General features: G+C 54.2%; 18 protein-coding genes. 10 read left to right on the top strand and 8 right to left on the bottom strand.

Features of this window, described 5'->3' with window-relative positions:
• Window positions 1-6: 6 nt before the first annotated feature.
• Window positions 7-1128 (bottom strand): anhydro-N-acetylmuramic acid kinase, encoded by a 1122-nt coding sequence (gene anmK, locus HA50_RS08885; RefSeq protein ID WP_084874344.1) that lies wholly within the window; start codon window positions 1126-1128, stop codon window positions 7-9.
• A 285-nt stretch (window positions 1129-1413) separates the two neighbouring features.
• On the opposite strand from anmK, the gene slyB reads away from it, so the two are divergent.
• Window positions 1414-1881 (top strand): outer membrane lipoprotein SlyB, encoded by a 468-nt coding sequence (gene slyB, locus HA50_RS08880; RefSeq protein ID WP_084874340.1) that lies wholly within the window; start codon window positions 1414-1416, stop codon window positions 1879-1881.
• A gap of 41 nt (window positions 1882-1922) precedes the next feature.
• Here slyB and slyA read toward each other — a convergent pair whose 3' ends face one another.
• Entirely contained in the window at window positions 1923-2360 is a 438-nt protein-coding gene (slyA, locus tag HA50_RS08875) for a transcriptional regulator SlyA (RefSeq protein WP_084874338.1), read from the bottom strand.
• A gap of 154 nt (window positions 2361-2514) precedes the next feature.
• Here slyA and HA50_RS08870 point away from each other — a divergent pair, with 154 nt between their 5' ends.
• From HA50_RS08870 to HA50_RS08860, 3 genes are read left to right on the top strand one after another with little or no spacing between them, the layout of a single operon-like run.
• Window positions 2515-2751, top strand: a complete 237-nt coding sequence (locus tag HA50_RS08870) for a DUF1656 domain-containing protein (RefSeq protein ID WP_084874336.1) — start codon at window positions 2515-2517, stop codon at window positions 2749-2751.
• A gap of 6 nt (window positions 2752-2757) precedes the next feature.
• A complete protein-coding gene (locus HA50_RS08865) occupies window positions 2758-3615 on the top strand; it encodes an efflux RND transporter periplasmic adaptor subunit (RefSeq protein WP_084874082.1) in 858 nt (285 codons plus the stop codon).
• Window positions 3616-3623: 8 nt separating this feature from the next.
• Window positions 3624-5648, top strand: a complete 2025-nt coding sequence (locus HA50_RS08860; RefSeq protein WP_084874081.1) for an FUSC family protein — start codon at window positions 3624-3626, stop codon at window positions 5646-5648.
• On the opposite strand, the gene HA50_RS08855 is transcribed toward HA50_RS08860, so the two are convergent.
• The 4 genes from HA50_RS08855 to HA50_RS08840 all read right to left on the bottom strand — a co-directional run bounded on the left by HA50_RS08855 (window position 5617) and on the right by HA50_RS08840 (window position 8019).
• Complete coding sequence (locus HA50_RS08855; RefSeq protein ID WP_084874080.1) at window positions 5617-6084, bottom strand: hypothetical protein; 468 nt, start codon at window positions 6082-6084, stop codon at window positions 5617-5619. The genes HA50_RS08860 and HA50_RS08855 overlap by 32 nt on opposite strands.
• Before the next feature lie 128 nt (window positions 6085-6212).
• The gene (sodC, locus tag HA50_RS08850) at window positions 6213-6731 is read right to left on the bottom strand and encodes a superoxide dismutase family protein (protein ID WP_084874079.1); all 519 of its coding nucleotides are present in this window, start codon (window positions 6729-6731) and stop codon (window positions 6213-6215) included.
• A 79-nt stretch (window positions 6732-6810) separates the two neighbouring features.
• Window positions 6811-7707, bottom strand: coding sequence for an aldo/keto reductase (locus HA50_RS08845; RefSeq protein WP_084874078.1), 897 nt, complete (start codon window positions 7705-7707; stop codon window positions 6811-6813).
• Window positions 7708-7779: 72 nt separating this feature from the next.
• The gene (locus HA50_RS08840) at window positions 7780-8019 is read right to left on the bottom strand and encodes a DUF1289 domain-containing protein (protein WP_084878433.1); all 240 of its coding nucleotides are present in this window, start codon (window positions 8017-8019) and stop codon (window positions 7780-7782) included.
• Window positions 8020-8249: 230 nt separating this feature from the next.
• On the opposite strand from HA50_RS08840, the gene eptA reads away from it, so the two are divergent.
• From eptA to rnt, 5 genes are all read left to right on the top strand, one after another.
• Window positions 8250-9887: a phosphoethanolamine transferase EptA gene (gene eptA, locus HA50_RS08835; RefSeq protein WP_084874077.1), complete on the top strand. Its 1638-nt coding sequence runs from the start codon at window positions 8250-8252 to the stop codon at window positions 9885-9887.
• Window positions 9888-9926: 39 nt separating this feature from the next.
• Window positions 9927-10523, top strand: coding sequence for a TetR/AcrR family transcriptional regulator (locus tag HA50_RS08830; RefSeq protein WP_084874076.1), 597 nt, complete (start codon window positions 9927-9929; stop codon window positions 10521-10523).
• A gap of 48 nt (window positions 10524-10571) precedes the next feature.
• Entirely contained in the window at window positions 10572-11669 is a 1098-nt protein-coding gene (nemA, locus tag HA50_RS08825; protein ID WP_084874075.1) for an alkene reductase, read from the top strand.
• A gap of 96 nt (window positions 11670-11765) precedes the next feature.
• Window positions 11766-12173, top strand: a complete 408-nt coding sequence (gene gloA, locus HA50_RS08820; RefSeq protein ID WP_084874074.1) for a lactoylglutathione lyase — start codon at window positions 11766-11768, stop codon at window positions 12171-12173.
• A gap of 108 nt (window positions 12174-12281) precedes the next feature.
• On the top strand, window positions 12282-12947 hold the full coding sequence (gene rnt, locus HA50_RS08815) for a ribonuclease T (protein ID WP_084874073.1): 666 nt from the start codon (window positions 12282-12284) through the stop codon (window positions 12945-12947).
• Window positions 12948-12983: 36 nt separating this feature from the next.
• Here the strand turns inward: rnt and HA50_RS08810 are convergent, their stop codons facing one another.
• Window positions 12984-13316 (bottom strand): Grx4 family monothiol glutaredoxin, encoded by a 333-nt coding sequence (locus HA50_RS08810; RefSeq protein WP_021185244.1) that lies wholly within the window; start codon window positions 13314-13316, stop codon window positions 12984-12986.
• A gap of 367 nt (window positions 13317-13683) precedes the next feature.
• Here HA50_RS08810 and HA50_RS08805 point away from each other — a divergent pair, with 367 nt between their 5' ends.
• Window positions 13684-14469 (top strand): C40 family peptidase, encoded by a 786-nt coding sequence (locus HA50_RS08805; protein ID WP_084874072.1) that lies wholly within the window; start codon window positions 13684-13686, stop codon window positions 14467-14469.
• Window positions 14470-14524: 55 nt separating this feature from the next.
• Here the strand turns inward: HA50_RS08805 and cydH are convergent, their stop codons facing one another.
• The gene (gene cydH / locus HA50_RS31025; RefSeq protein ID WP_139810913.1) at window positions 14525-14614 is read right to left on the bottom strand and encodes a cytochrome bd-I oxidase subunit CydH; all 90 of its coding nucleotides are present in this window, start codon (window positions 14612-14614) and stop codon (window positions 14525-14527) included.
• Window position 14615 lies beyond the last annotated feature (1 nt).

Raw genomic sequence — 14615 nt, 5'->3', positions numbered from 1 at the left:
CACTCCTTAACGTGTCTGCCGGGGATTGGCCGGGTAGATAGCACCCAGCACGCTCATCGCGCGCGCACCGGTCACAGCCGGTAAATTGCCCGGTAATCCCGACAGGGTGCGGAAGGCCAGCCAGGCAAAGGCCAGCGCTTCCATATCATCGCCGCTGATACCGGCCTGGTCGGTGGTATTCACTTCGGTACCCGGCAACAGCGCGGCCAGACGTGCCATCAGCAGCGGATTGCGACTGCCGCCGCCACATACCAGCAGGCGGTCACAGCCATCATTCAGTTGTACCTGTTGCGCAATGGTCTGTGCCGTCAGTTCCGTCAGGGTGGCCTGCACATCCTGCGCTGCCAGCGCCGGGAAACGCTGCAATTGTTGTTCAATCCAGCTCAGGTTGAAATATTCACGCCCGGTGCTTTTCGGTGGCGGTAAGGCAAACCAGGGATCGGCCAGCATTTGATCCAGCAATGCAGGCACTACTTGCCCGCTGCGCGCCCAGGCGGCATCTTTATCGTAACCCTGACCTTTGTTACGCCAGATCCACGCATCAATCAGCATATTGCCCGGTCCGGTGTCAAAACCGCGTACCGGCTGGCCAGGGAGCAGCAGCGAGAGGTTGGCGATGCCACCAATATTCAGCACCATGCGCCGTTCTACGCTGTCCATCAATAATGCCTGATGGAAGGCAGGCACCAGCGGCGCGCCCTGCCCCCCGAGCGCCATATCACGGCGGCGGAAGTCGCCCACCACCGTGACACCGGTCGCGGCGACAATCTGGTTATTATCACCAATCTGTAAGGTGTTAGGCGCATCGCTTAAGGGTTCATGCCACACCGTTTGCCCATGACAGCCAATCGCCATAATATCGCTGGCCTCCATTGACTGCTGGCGCATCAGCGTTAATACCGCCTCGGCAAACAGCTTACCAAGACGGGTATCCAGCTGCCCCAGTTGCGAGAGCGTCAGCGATTGCCCCTGACAAATCGCCAGCACCTGCTGACGCAAATCCTGGGGGATCGGATGGCAGTAGCTCGCCTGCTGCGCCACCATATGCTCATCAATCGCCGCCAGTACCACATCGACACCGTCAAGACTGGTGCCGGACATCACACCAATATAGCGCCCTGATTTCATATACTTTCCTTACTCGCCCGCGGGCAAATGATTCATCTCAGAGTAGCCTGGCAAATTACGGTGGCTAATTCTATGATTAAATTCCGCTTTTTAAGCACAAAGCGATGCGTAATCCAGGGTAAAATATTTTCGTTGTCCAATTGAATTTTTGTTGAGATGCAATGGTCTATGCTTCGCCTCCAACCGCGTATAATTCGGACTAAAGTCAATTGCCTGGTTTGTGTCTTATACTCTGTGCAGGACAGAATGAGATCATGGCGCATTTTTGCAATAAGGAGCTTTCTGATGATTAAGCGTTTCCTGGTCGTCTCACTGACTGGCTTAACGCTGGCAGGTTGTGTCAGCAATGACACCCTCTCCGGCGATGTTTACAGTGCCAATGAAGCCAAACAGGTACAAAGCGTTTCCTACGGCACCCTGGTGTCGGTCCGTCCGGTTAAGATTCAGGGCGGTGATGAGAACAACGTGATTGGCGCCATTGGTGGCGCTGTATTAGGTGGGTTCCTGGGTAATACCATCGGTGGCGGCAGCGGCCGTTCACTGGCAACCGCAGGCGGTGCCGTGCTGGGTGGCGTTGCGGGTCAGGGCGTACAGAGTACTCTGAACAAAAGTGACGGTGTAGAGCTGGAAATCCGTAAGGATGACGGTAACACCATCATGGTGGTGCAGAAGCAGGCAGCAACCCGCTTCTCTGTCGGCCAGCGTGTTGTCATGGCGTCGAACGGCAGCCAGGTTACCGTATCGCCGCGCTAAGCGACCAGAAACAAAAAACCGACGCCTGCGCGTCGGTTTTTTTATTTCTCGCGATTTTGTAATTCGAGAATATTTCTCTCCAGCCGGGCAATCAGCGTCACCATCTGATTCACCTCCTCCAGGCTGATACCGTTGAGAATATCGTCGCGGGTGGCATCGATCACACTTTCGACCTGCTCGATAATCGGCTCGGCCTGCCGCGTCAGTTTGATGCGCTTGGCACGGCGATCGTTTGCGCAGGTAGCACGGGTAATCAACCCCTTCTCTTCCAGCTGATCGAGCGTGCGCACCAGCGAAGGTTGCTCAATACCAATGGCTTTCGCCAACTGAATCTGCGACTGCTCTGGCGGGAGTTGATGAATATTGTGTAACGTCACCCAATGCGTTTGCGTTAACTCAAGCGGCTTGAGACGCTGGTCAATCAAGGCACGCCAGATGCGCACCAGGCGAGATAAATCCGTTCCGAGTGTCGTATCCATTTCATCTCCTTATAATTAGCTTGCTAGCTATCAAGCCAGATTTTACACTATTCTGCGAGTTTACAGGACAAAATACAAATCCCAGGCCAGCTGACACACGCACTCATCTACGCTTCATTGAGAATGATTCTGGGTTAACTAAGGAAGATGATACGTGTCTGTTTTCCTCATTACCGCTAACGCCCCGCTTACCGACCTGGTATTTGGTGCCTCTTTGTTCTTCCCACCGCTATTCAAAGCGGTGCTGCTGGGTTTCTTTTTCTGGCTACTCATCCATCCGTTGCTACGTGGCTGGATGTACTCCGGTGATATCTGGCATCCCACTTTAATGGATCTTTCCCTGTTTGTTCTGTGCGTCACCGCCGCACTTTGGTTATTGAGCCTCGGATAAATCGCCATGAAATTCAATCCCTTTAAATACTTTTCTACTTTGGTGGTGTTTACCCTGGCACTACTGGCGGGCTGGTGGATGTGGAACTACTACATGCAATCACCCTGGACGCGGGATGGCAAAGTACGTGCTGAACTGGTGGATATCACCCCGCAGGTCTCTGGCCGCATCATTACGCTTGCGGTACGCGACAATCAGTTTGTGCATAAAGGACAAACCCTGCTGACGATCGATCCAGTGCCATGGCAAATCGCACTGGAGAATGCCGAAGCCCAGCTGGCGAAAGCGCAGTCGGACCAGGAAAAGGCCCAACATGAGCTAGCCCGGCGCAGCAACCTGCCGCGTAACGTGATTTCCGCAGAGGATCTCGACGCCGCCCGTCTGACGGCCAACGCTGCCGCCGCCACCACCAAAGCTGCCCAGGCCACGCTGGATCAGGCGCGCTGGAATTTGCAGCAAACCGAAATCAGCGCGCCGACTGATGGCTGGGTCAGCAATCTCACGCTGCGCCCCGGCAACTATGCCACCGCCGGTACGCCGCTGTTTGCGCTGGTCGATAGCCACTCTTTTTACGTGATGGGGTATTTCGAAGAGACCAAGCTGCGCCATATCCAGCCAGGTGCCACCGCGAATATCGTGCTGTACAGCAACGGTCAGCGTTTGCAGGGCAAAGTTGAAAGCATTGGCCGTGCCATTTATGACCAGAGTGTCGATAGCGACAGCGGTCTGGTGCCGGATATCAAACCGAACGTCCCCTGGGTACGGCTGGCGCAGCGTGTTCCGGTGCGTATTCAACTGGATGCCATCCCGGATGATGTCCCGCTGGTGGCGGGCACCACCTGCACCATTTCGATTGTGCGCTGAGGCTGCGGATGAATTTTCAGTGGCTGGCGTGGCAAAATCTGCCGTGGATTAAAGCCTCAGGCGGCCAATGGCGTTATGCCTTGCGCAACGCCATTGCGATGTGTCTGGCGCTCTCCGTCGCCTATGCACTGCAACTGGATCAACCCTACTGGGCAATGACGTCAGCAGCGGTCGTCAGCTTTCCCACCGTGGGCGGCGCGATCAGCAAAAGCCTGGGCCGTATCGTCGGCAGTCTGCTCGGTGCCACCGCTGCCCTGCTGATTGCCGGACATACGCTGAATGAACCCTGGTTATTTGCCTTTTTTATGGCCAGCTGGCTGGCGTTATGTACCTGGATTGCCAATCACTTTCAAAACAATGTGGCCTATGCCTTCTCGCTGGCCGGTTATACTGCCGCGATCATCGCGTTCAGCAGCGTTAATATCACTGACATCAGCGACTTATGGACCATTACCCAGGCACGCGTCTGCGAGGTCATTTCCGGGATTTTGTGTGCCGGGCTGATGATGATGGTGCTGCCCAGCACCTCTGATGGTCACGCATTGATGGGATCGCTGCGGCAAATGCATGCCCGGTTGCTGGACCATGCGGTGCTGCTGTTGCAGCAAGGCAGTACCGATAATGTCCGCACTGCCCATGAGAATGTCATCAGCCAGATTCTGACCATGAACCTGCTGCGCATTCAGGCCTTCTGGAGCCACTACCGTTTTCGTCGGCAAAATAACGTGCTCAACTACGTGCTACATCAGCAGCTGCGTTTAACCAGCGTGCTTTCCAGCCTGCGCCGGATGTTGCTGAACTGGCCGGATGCGCCGCAACCCTTATTTGACGCTATGCAGAAATTGCTGCACGAACTGGCCCAACCGGAATGTGATAAATACCGGCTGGCATTGATTCTGCGCAGCATCACCCCCGCCGCAGAGGGCGATTATCGGCAGCGCGCCTTTGTGCAGCGCCTGCGCTACTTTGCCTGGGTTTACCTTAACGTGCAGCGCTGGATCAGACTGATCGAACGCGCCGATGCCGATACGCGCTTTCAGCCACCGCGTGTTCCCTCACTGGCACGGGAAAGTGACAATGCAGAAGCGGGCTGGAGCGCGTTACGCACTTTCAGCGTGATTATGCTGGGTTGTGCGTACTGGATCGCGACCCAATGGGATTCCGGCGCAGCAGCGCTGACCCTCACCGCCATCGCCTGTGTACTGTATTCTTCAGCTCCCTCACCCACCGGCAGCATCTCCCTGTTGCTGAAAACGTTGCTGTGGCTGTCCGTGTTCAGCTTTGTGTTGCAGTTTGGCTTGATGGTGCAAATCAGCGCGCTGTGGCAGTTTTTGCTGGTGCTGTTCCCGCTGTTGCTGACATTGCAGCTGTTCAAATTGCAGCAGAAAACACGCGCCGGGATGTGGGGGCAATTTATTGTCTTTATGGGATCGTTTATTGCCGTCAGTAACCCGCCGGATTGGGATTACCAGAGTTTTCTCAACGATAACCTGGCAAAAGTTTGTGGTGTGATGCTGGCCTGGCTGGCGTTTCAGGTGCTGCGCCCCAGCTCGGATGCGCGCCGCAGTCGGCGTCATATTCGTGCGTTGCGCCATGCCTTCCTCGATCAACTGCGCCGCCACCCCCGTTTAAGCGAGAGCCGCTTTGAATCGCAGATTTATCATCATATCAGCCAGTTAAGTAACAGCCGCGATGAACAGGCGCGCGTATGGCTGCTGCGTTGGGGCGTGGTGCTGCTCAACTGTTCGCATATTGTCTGGCAACTGCGTGAGTGGCAGCCCAGCTCTCCCACCCTGGCCCAGATGCGTGACTGCAGTTTGCAGGATTTACAGCGAATCATGAGCCTGCGGGGTGTGCGCCACATCTCTTTGCAGGCAACGCTGGATGAACTGGAGGAAATGATTGCCCATCTCCCGGTCACGCAAGACAGCGAAGCCAATACCCTTGCCGGCATTCTCTGGCGTTTACGCTGTTCGCTGGCGCAACTGAAACAGGCCGTGCCTACTGACAATATTGTTGCTGCTGCCGATTGAAATCATCCTGCAACTGTTGCAGGGTTTTCCGCCCTTCAAAGCGGGTTTTATCCTGCTCGGACATCGGTTCCAGCACCAGTGCTTTCTCCTCCGGGGAATAGATAAAACGACGCGGCAGATCGGTGCCGGTAAAACTTTTCCCATCGATAGCACCGCACACCACCGTCATGGTGTGACGATAAACTTCAGCATGGATGAAGTTGGTCTCGGTCGCGCTGCGCAGCACATTCTGACAGCCTTTTGCTTCCAGCTTCTCCAGCGTTCGTTGCGTCAGCCATTCGCGCCCGCGCGCAATGTGCTCACAGCTGGCGCGTAGTGGATTGACATCGATCGTTCTTTGCAGCTGCCGACTGGCGTCCAGGCGTAATTGCGTATCATTCGGTTGATCACATCCTACCAGCAACGCACATAACAACATGATCCCACACGTTTTCATTCCTGCCCCTGAGCGGTTTTATTCCCTGCCACGTATCATAGGCGGGAAAAATCAGCGGGAACAGTGCAAAAATATCTGAGAAATGTCTGGTTACGCAAATCGGGGCGGCAGCAGGTCGCCGCCCCCGGTTAAATCACACCACAGGCAAAGCGGGCACCGCCGCCACCCAGCGGTTGCGGGTGATCAGCATGATTGTCACCGCCCACATGTACCATTAGGGCTTTCCCTTTGATTTCATCAAGGGATTTGATACGCGGGGCCAGCACCGGATAATTCGCTTTACCGTCATCGCCGACATATAACGCAGGCAGATCACCCAGGTGGCCTTCGGCATAGGGTCCCAGATGTTTGCCAGTTTTTCCGGGATCAAAATGCCCCCCCGCCGCACCCGCCGCCACCTTTTTCCCGGCCGATTCGCCAGGTTCACAGCTGCCGTTGGCATGGACATGGAAGCCATGGATGCCCGCAGGCAAGCCACTCAGGGCGGGAGTAAATTGCAGCCCGTAGGGGGTTTCGGTGATGGTCACTTTACCTATCGCCGCGCCAATACCTTGTTCCGTCACCTTGTGCAGCTCCACTTCTTCGCTAGCAGCCTGGGCAACGCCGGTACAGAGCAGCGCCAGAACAGCAATCAGGGTTCTATTCATAACATCTCCTTATGGTTAGTTCCCTGTAAGCCTGGCTGCTTTTTTCCGGAGCTGCTGCATTTTGACGCATTTTTACGCTTCAGGGCACATCGTAGCCCAATGCGGCCTTACGAATGCGGAACCACTGCTGGCGATCCAGCGTCAACTGGCTGCCCGCCACCGCATCGCTGACGCGTGCTGCTTTACCGGAACCGATGATCGGTAACGGCCGGCTGGGCAGTTTCATCACCCAGGCATACACCACCTGTTCAATATTGCTGGCACCGATTTCCTGTTTCACCTGGTTCAGTTCGTCACGCAGCGGCTGGTAATGCGGGTCGTTGAATAAACGCCCACCGCCGAGGCAGGACCAGGCCATTGGGCGCATACGCAATTGCTGGCACTGATCCAGCGTGCCATCCAGTAGCGCCGATTGTTCCAGCGGAGAAATTTCCAGTTGGTTGGTCGCCAGGGTAAAAGGCAGACGGGATTGCAGCAGGGTGAATTGCGTCGGGGTGAAATTGGAGACCCCGAAATGACGCACTTTTCCACTCTGATGCAATGAGAGGAACGCCTCTGCGACCTCATCGGCATCCATCAGTGGGTCAGGCCGATGAATCAACAGCAGGTCGAGATAGTCAGTGCCAAAATGGCGCAGCGAATTTTCTGCACTCTGCAAAATATGGCGGGCATCGGTGATGTAGTGACCGATGTGGTGTTCCGGTTTAGCGCGCGTCGCGATGCCGCATTTGGTGACGATTTGCAGCTTTTCACGTAAACCCGGCGCCAGTTTCAGTGCTGCGCCGAACGCGGCCTCGCATTGGTAGTCACCATAAATATCCGCATGGTCAACCGTGGTGATGCCCAGCGCCAGATGATGCTCGATAAACTCCACGCACTGCTGTGGCGTCATGCCCCATTCCATCAGACGCCAGTAACCCATGATCAGCGGTGAAAATTTCGGTCCCTGCGGGGCAATTTGTTGCGGTTGTAACATCGTGGCTCTCCGTTAAACGCAAATCCGAATGGATGAATCGGCAGTATAACGGAAAGTCACGCACAGCAACGGTCAGAACAGTGAGGGTTGTTGAGGTTCGTCAGGTTCTTCGGGCTTTTGGCTGCGTTGCAGGCGTAACCAGCGCTGACGGCATAAACGCAGCACATGGCGTTTTTGCGCATCACTGTATTTCATCCAGTCAAAACGTTCCTCGCGACTGCGCAGGCAGCCACGACAATAGCCACGAGCATCGCTCTGGCAAATCCCCCGGCAGGGACTGGGGACAGGAAAAAACTCAAGTTGCTCGGCCACATCCACTCCGGTACAGGCAAATTGCAGCATATTGATAACAGCTTAGTGACATTGTGCGCAGAGTAAACGCCAATTGCACGTATTCTGCACAATCAATTTTCCGCCAGCCAGCGGGTTACCGTTACTTACTAATCTGTCCCTGTGGACCCAGGGGGCGTTTAAGTTTGGTTAAGGTTTTCCTCATATTTTGTCTCTACTCTGGCGCGATTCTGTTCCATTGATGAGTTTTCATGAAATTCCCGAATAAGTTACAGTGTCACTCTGGCTGGTTTAATTTCAGCGCCGCGTTTTTCTTTGGTGTTGTGCTAAATGGCCTGTTTTTGCTGCGCGCATGGCAAATTATTCCTTACACACGGCTGCACGATTATCTGTTCGCCGCCAGTATTCCCGTGGTCCTGATCGCGGCGTTCTACTTTATTTTTACCCTGCTCGCCTGGCCATTTATCCGTAAACCGCTATTGATCCTGCTGGTGCTGACCAGCGCCGCTGCCAACTACTTTATGCACAGCTTCGGTACGGTTATCGATACCAACATGATTGAAAACGTGTTTGAGTCGAATGCCCAGGAAGCCGGTGCGCTGATCAGCCGTACATGGGTCATTTGGATGCTGCTGATGGGGATTCTGCCTGCGGCGTTTATCACCAGCGTACGTATCCGCTCAGGACAACGCTGGTGGTGGAGCCTGTTGCAGCGCCTGGCCGGTGCCCTCGGTGCGTTGTTGATAATCCTGCTGATGGCGGTGCTGTTTTATAAAGATTACGCCTCACTGGTCCGCAACAACAAAGGGCTGGTAAAAATGATCACCCCAGCCAATATCGTCAGCGGTACTGGCCATTATGTCGATCAACGTTGGTTACAGGGTAGTCAGCAACTGGTGAAGATTGGCGAAGATGCCCATAAAGGCCCGTTAATCGCCGCCGAACAGAAAAAAACGCTGGTGGTACTGGTGGTGGGCGAAACCGGTCGTGCTGAAGACTTTTCCCTCGGCGGCTATGCGCGTGAAACCAATCCGCAGCTGAAACAGCAGCAGGTGATCTACTATCCGCAAACCAGCTCCTGCGGCACCGAAACCGCCGTTTCCGTACCCTGCATGTTCTCGAATATGCCGCGTGAGCAATACGATGCCAATCTGGCCCACCATCAGGAAGGTCTGCTCGATGTGCTGGCCCATGCCGGGGTAAGCGTACTGTGGCGCGAAAATGACGGTGGCTGCAAAGGTGCCTGCGATCGTGTCCCGCATACCGATATGACCCTGTGGAACCTGCCGCAATATTGCCATGACGGTTTTTGTCTTGATGATGTCCTGCTGCACAATCTGGACAACTACATCGGCAGCCTGCATAACGACGGCATTATCGTGCTGCATCAGATGGGTAGTCACGGTCCGGCTTATTATCAGCGTTATCCGGCCGAATTCCGTCGCTTTACCCCAACCTGTGACAGCAACCAGATTCAGGATTGTGATCACCAGGCGCTGGTGAATACCTATGATAATTCGCTGCTGTACACCGACGATATGCTGAGTCGTACCATTGATAAACTCAAAGGGTTGAGCGATCGCTTCAATGTGGCGATGGTTTACCTTTCTGACCACGGCGAATCGCTGGGTGAGCATGGTATGTATCTGCACGGCGCGCCCTATATGTTTGCTCCCTCGCAGCAAACCCATATACCGCTGCTGATGTGGATGTCGCCAGACTACGCCGCCACATACCATATTAATCAGGGGTGTTTACGTCAGCAGGCCGCCGATCAGCCGGTGTCACAGGACAATCTGTTCCATACTCTGCTCGGCATGTTCAACATCCAGACCAACGAGTATCAGCCAAAACTGGATATGATCAGATCGTGCCAGGCAGCCAGCTAAAGATTGCATTAGACCGATCGGTCTACTACTCTGCTGTCCATGAACAAGACTCTGCAACGCAACGAAACCCGTGAACATCTGCTCGCTACCGGCGAGCAGCTGTGTTTACAACGCGGTTTTACCGGTATGGGCCTCAGTGAAATGCTGACGCTGGCGGAAGTGCCGAAAGGTTCGTTTTATCACTACTTCCGTTCAAAAGAAGCTTTTGGTGTGGCCCTGCTGGAGCGCTATTTTGTCCACCATTTGCAGACGATTGAGCAGCAACTTAATCAGCCTGGTGCCACAGCGCGTGAGCGTTTCCTGCAACACTTTCGCTCGGCGGAACGTTTATTTATCGAACAAGGCCATATCATGGGTTGTCTCGGGGTGAAGCTGTCCGCCGAGGTGTGCGACCTGTCGGAGCCGATGCGGGATGCGCTGCAACATGGCGCAACGGCGGTGATTAACGCCTATGCCCGCTGTCTCGATGATGTGGCAGCAGAACAACCGTTGTTGTATGGGCAAAGCCCGCAACAGCTGGCACAGCGTTGCTATCTGCTGTGGCTGGGTGCCAGCCTGCAAAGCAAGATCTCAAGAGAGCCAGGCCCGATTAGTCTGGCGCTCGAAACCATTGAACAGTGGCTGATCCGCCACTGATTTTAAAAACCGCAGTTTCTAGACGACCGGTCTAATACAGGAGTCATCATGGCGAGTAAACAGTTGTTCTCCCCCCTGAAAGTGGGTGCGATTACCGTGCCTAACCGTGTTTTCATGGCCCCTCTGACGCGTCTGCGCAGCATTGAGCCAGGCGATATCCCCACCCCGCTGATGGCTGAGTATTATCAGCAGCGTGCCAGCGCCGGGTTGATCATCACGGAAGCGACCCAGATTTCTTTCCAGGCGAAAGGTTATGCCGGTGCGCCGGGGCTGCATACCCAGCAGCAAATCGCCGCGTGGAAAGTCATCAACGAGGCCATTCACGGCGCGGGCGGACACAGCGCGGTGCAACTGTGGCATACCGGGCGTATCTCCCATAATAGCGTGCAGCCAGATGGTCTGCCGCCGGTTGCCCCTTCCGCTCTGGCTGCCGGTACCCGTACCTCACTGCGTCACGCCGATGGCACCGTGTACCGTGAAGATACCTCCGTACCGCGTGAGCTCAGCGTGGCAGAAATTCAACAGATCGTGGCGGATTTCGGCCAGGCTGCGGCTAACGCACGCGAAGCAGACTTTGATTTGCTGGAACTGCATTCGGCGCACGGTTATCTGATGCATCAGTTCCTCGCCCCTGGCTCCAACCAGCGTACGGACGAGTACGGCGGTTCGATTGCCAAACGTGGTCGTTTCGCCCTTGAAGTGGTGGATGCGGCGATTGCTAACTGGTCTGCCGATCGTATCGGTATCCGTATTTCACCGATTGGTGCTTTCCAGAATCTGGAAAATGGCGCGGATGAAGAAGCCGCCGCCCTGTGGTACATCTCGGAATTGGGCAAACGTAAACTGGCTTATCTGCACCTGTCAGAACCAGACTGGGCGGGTGGTCAGCCTTATAGCGACGCTTTCCGTGAGAAAGTGCGCGCGTTGTTCCCAGGGGTGATCATCGGTGCCGGTGCCTACACGATAGAAAAAGCGGATGACCTGATTCAGCGTGGCCTGATTGATGCCGTCGCGTTTGGTCGTGATTTTATCGCCAACCCGGATTTGGTCGCCCGCCTGCAACAGGATGCGCCACTGAATCCGCAGCGTCCGGAAACCTTCTACGGTGGCGGGGCCGAAGGTTATACCGATTACCCGACGTTATAAGAAAGTTCGATTGCCGCACCGGATGTGCGGCAATGCTGTTTCTTCAGAGCGTTAACTCGCTATACTTAGCCTTTGTGCTTGTTAAAAGAGGATGTTATGCGTTTACTTCACACCATGTTACGTGTTGGCGATTTGCAGCGTTCCATTGATTTTTACACCCGTGTGCTGGGCATGCGCCTGCTGCGTCAGAGCGAAAACACCGAATATAAGTACACCCTGGCTTTTGTTGGTTACACCGAAGAAAGCGAAGGTGCCGTGATTGAGCTGACCTATAACTGGGGCGTCGAGAGCTATGATCTCGGCAACGCCTACGGGCACATTGCACTGGGCGTTGATGATGTCGCCGCCACCTGCGACCGCATCCGCGATGCCGGTGGTAAAGTCACCCGTGAAGCTGGCCCGGTTAAAGGCGGCACCACGGTGATTGCGTTTGTCGAAGATCCGGATGGCTACAAAATCGAACTGATCGAAAACAAACATGCCGGACACGGCATCGGCAACTAAGCCTGCCTGCCAGCTCGTGCATTTACGGGCTGGCGCTCCTCTCCTGCTGCACCCTCTCGCAATTTTTGCCATAATGCGCGCTGCCCCATTTATTGCTATGAGATCCTGATGTCTGAATCGAACGACTTAAACGCTCTCCATCAACGCTTTCGCGGTTTTTATCCCGTGGTGATCGACGTCGAAACGGCCGGTTTTAATGCTAAAACCGATGCCCTGCTGGAAATTGCCGCCACCACACTCAAAATGGATGAAGACGGCTGGCTGCATCGCGACGAAACACTGCATTTTCACGTTGAACCTTTTGAAGGCGCGATTCTTAACCCAGATGCACTGGCGTTTACCGGGATTGATCCCAGCAACCCGCTCCGCGGCGCGGTGAGCGAATATGAAGCGTTACATGCAATTTTTAAGATGGTGCGTAAAGGCACAAAGGACAGTCACTGCAATCGGGCGATAATTGTGGCGCATAACGCCACCTTTGATCATGGCTTTCTGATGGCGGCTGCCGAGCGCGCCGGTCTGAAACGCAACCCGTTCCATCCCTTTGCTACTTTTGATACCGCAGCATTAAGCGGCCTGGTGCTGGGTCAGACGGTGCTGGCAAAAGCCTGTAAAGCGGCAGGTATGGATTTCGATAGTACCCAGGCGCATTCTGCCTTGTATGACACTGAACAAACCGCGACGCTGTTTTGCGAGCTGGTCAATCGCTGGAAGCGCCTTGGCGGCTGGCCAGTGGCGTTCAATGACGATGTGTCGGAAGACGACGCAGAATGACCAAAAGAAAGGCCGACGATGCGTCGGCCTTTGCAATTATTCTGCTTCTTTATACTTCTCAGCAGTTTCTTTAATCAGCGGTTGCAGCTCACCACGCTGGAACATCTCAACGATGATGTCGCAACCACCGACCAGCTCGCCATCAACCCACAGCTGCGGGAACGTTGGCCAGTTGGCATATTTCGGCAATTCAGCACGGATATCCGGGTTTTGCAGGATATCAACATACGCGAAGCGCTCACCACAGGCAGACAGAGCCTGCACCGCCTGCGCAGAGAAACCGCAGCTTGGCAGTTTCGGCGAACCTTTCATATACAGCAGGATCGGGTTTTCTGCGATCTGGCGCTGAATTTTTTCAACAGTACTCATTTTTGCCTTCCTTAATTCCTCACTTCGTGTTTGTTTATTGTAGCGACTTCACCCCCGCACTGAAAACGGGATTTTGCTCCTCAGCGACCTTAATCGCCATGTTTGTTAAGTTCCAACGCCACAAATAACATTTTCATATCATTAGCAAGCATGAACCGATTAATAATTGGCAATAATTATGCTGCGTTAACCGGCTGAAATCGCTCATTTTTGCCCCAGATACCATCTGGTAACAGATTAATCGAAAAATGCCTTACCTTTTGGAAAAAAAGTGGATTAGAATCAATCCCGGCGCTGATCATTGATCAGATTTTTCTAACTTGCCGCAGGCTGTTTTATCGCAGACTGCTTAACCTGTAACCGGACTATGCGTTTACTTATTACGCTTTTTATGCTGGCTTTCGCCCAACTGTTTTTTAATGTGGCTTCTGCGTCACCGCATGCGCCCATCAATGCCAGTTTGCATAATGCAGAGAAAAAAAGTGCACGCGAAGATGAGCGCCGTAAACGACGCCCGGTCAAGACCAGCACCAAAAAATCACGCCTTACCAGCAGTGTTCATAAGTTAAGACTGAAGAAACCCACCAAAACCGAAACTGCGCTGCACAAAACCACCCGCAGAAAAGCCCTGCTGAAGTCGCCGACCAAAAAATATGGTCATCAGCGCGTGGCGAAAGTGTTGGATGAGCAGGATGACGCCAGCGACCTCACCACTATCAGGATGAGCAAATCACACCGTCAGCGCTATCAAAAGGCGCGTGAAACGGCGATGAACAAATTAATGGGTCAGATCGGTAAACCTTACCAGTGGGGCGGTACTTCACCGCATACCGGTTTCGATTGCAGTGGTCTGGTGTGGTATGCCTATAAAGATCTGGTGAAATACAAATTCCCGCGCACCGCTAACGAAATGTATCACCTGCGTGATGCGGCGCCGATCAAACGCGATATGCTGGAGAAGGGAGATTTGGTGTTCTTCCGCATTAACCATCGCGGTACCGCTGACCATGTGGGTGTTTACCTGGGCAACGGCAAATTTATTCAGTCACCGCGTACCGGTAAAGATATTCAGATTAGCGCATTAGGTGAAGATTACTGGCAGAAGCATTATGTCGGTGCACGCCGCATGATGACGCCGAAAACCATTCGCTAAACATCACCGCGCAATAAAAAGCCGGACACTGAAATTTCAGGTCCGGCTTTTTTTATTAATGAAGGATCGCGGTGAAGCTGAACACGATGATCATTAACAACGCGCCAACGGTAGTACCCAGCGCCAGTTTCAGGTCTGTACTCATC

This window comes from Pantoea cypripedii, assembly GCF_002095535.1.
GTDB classification, from domain to species: domain Bacteria; phylum Pseudomonadota; class Gammaproteobacteria; order Enterobacterales; family Enterobacteriaceae; genus Pantoea; species Pantoea cypripedii.
This window is presented reverse-complemented; position numbering and strand designations above follow the sequence as displayed.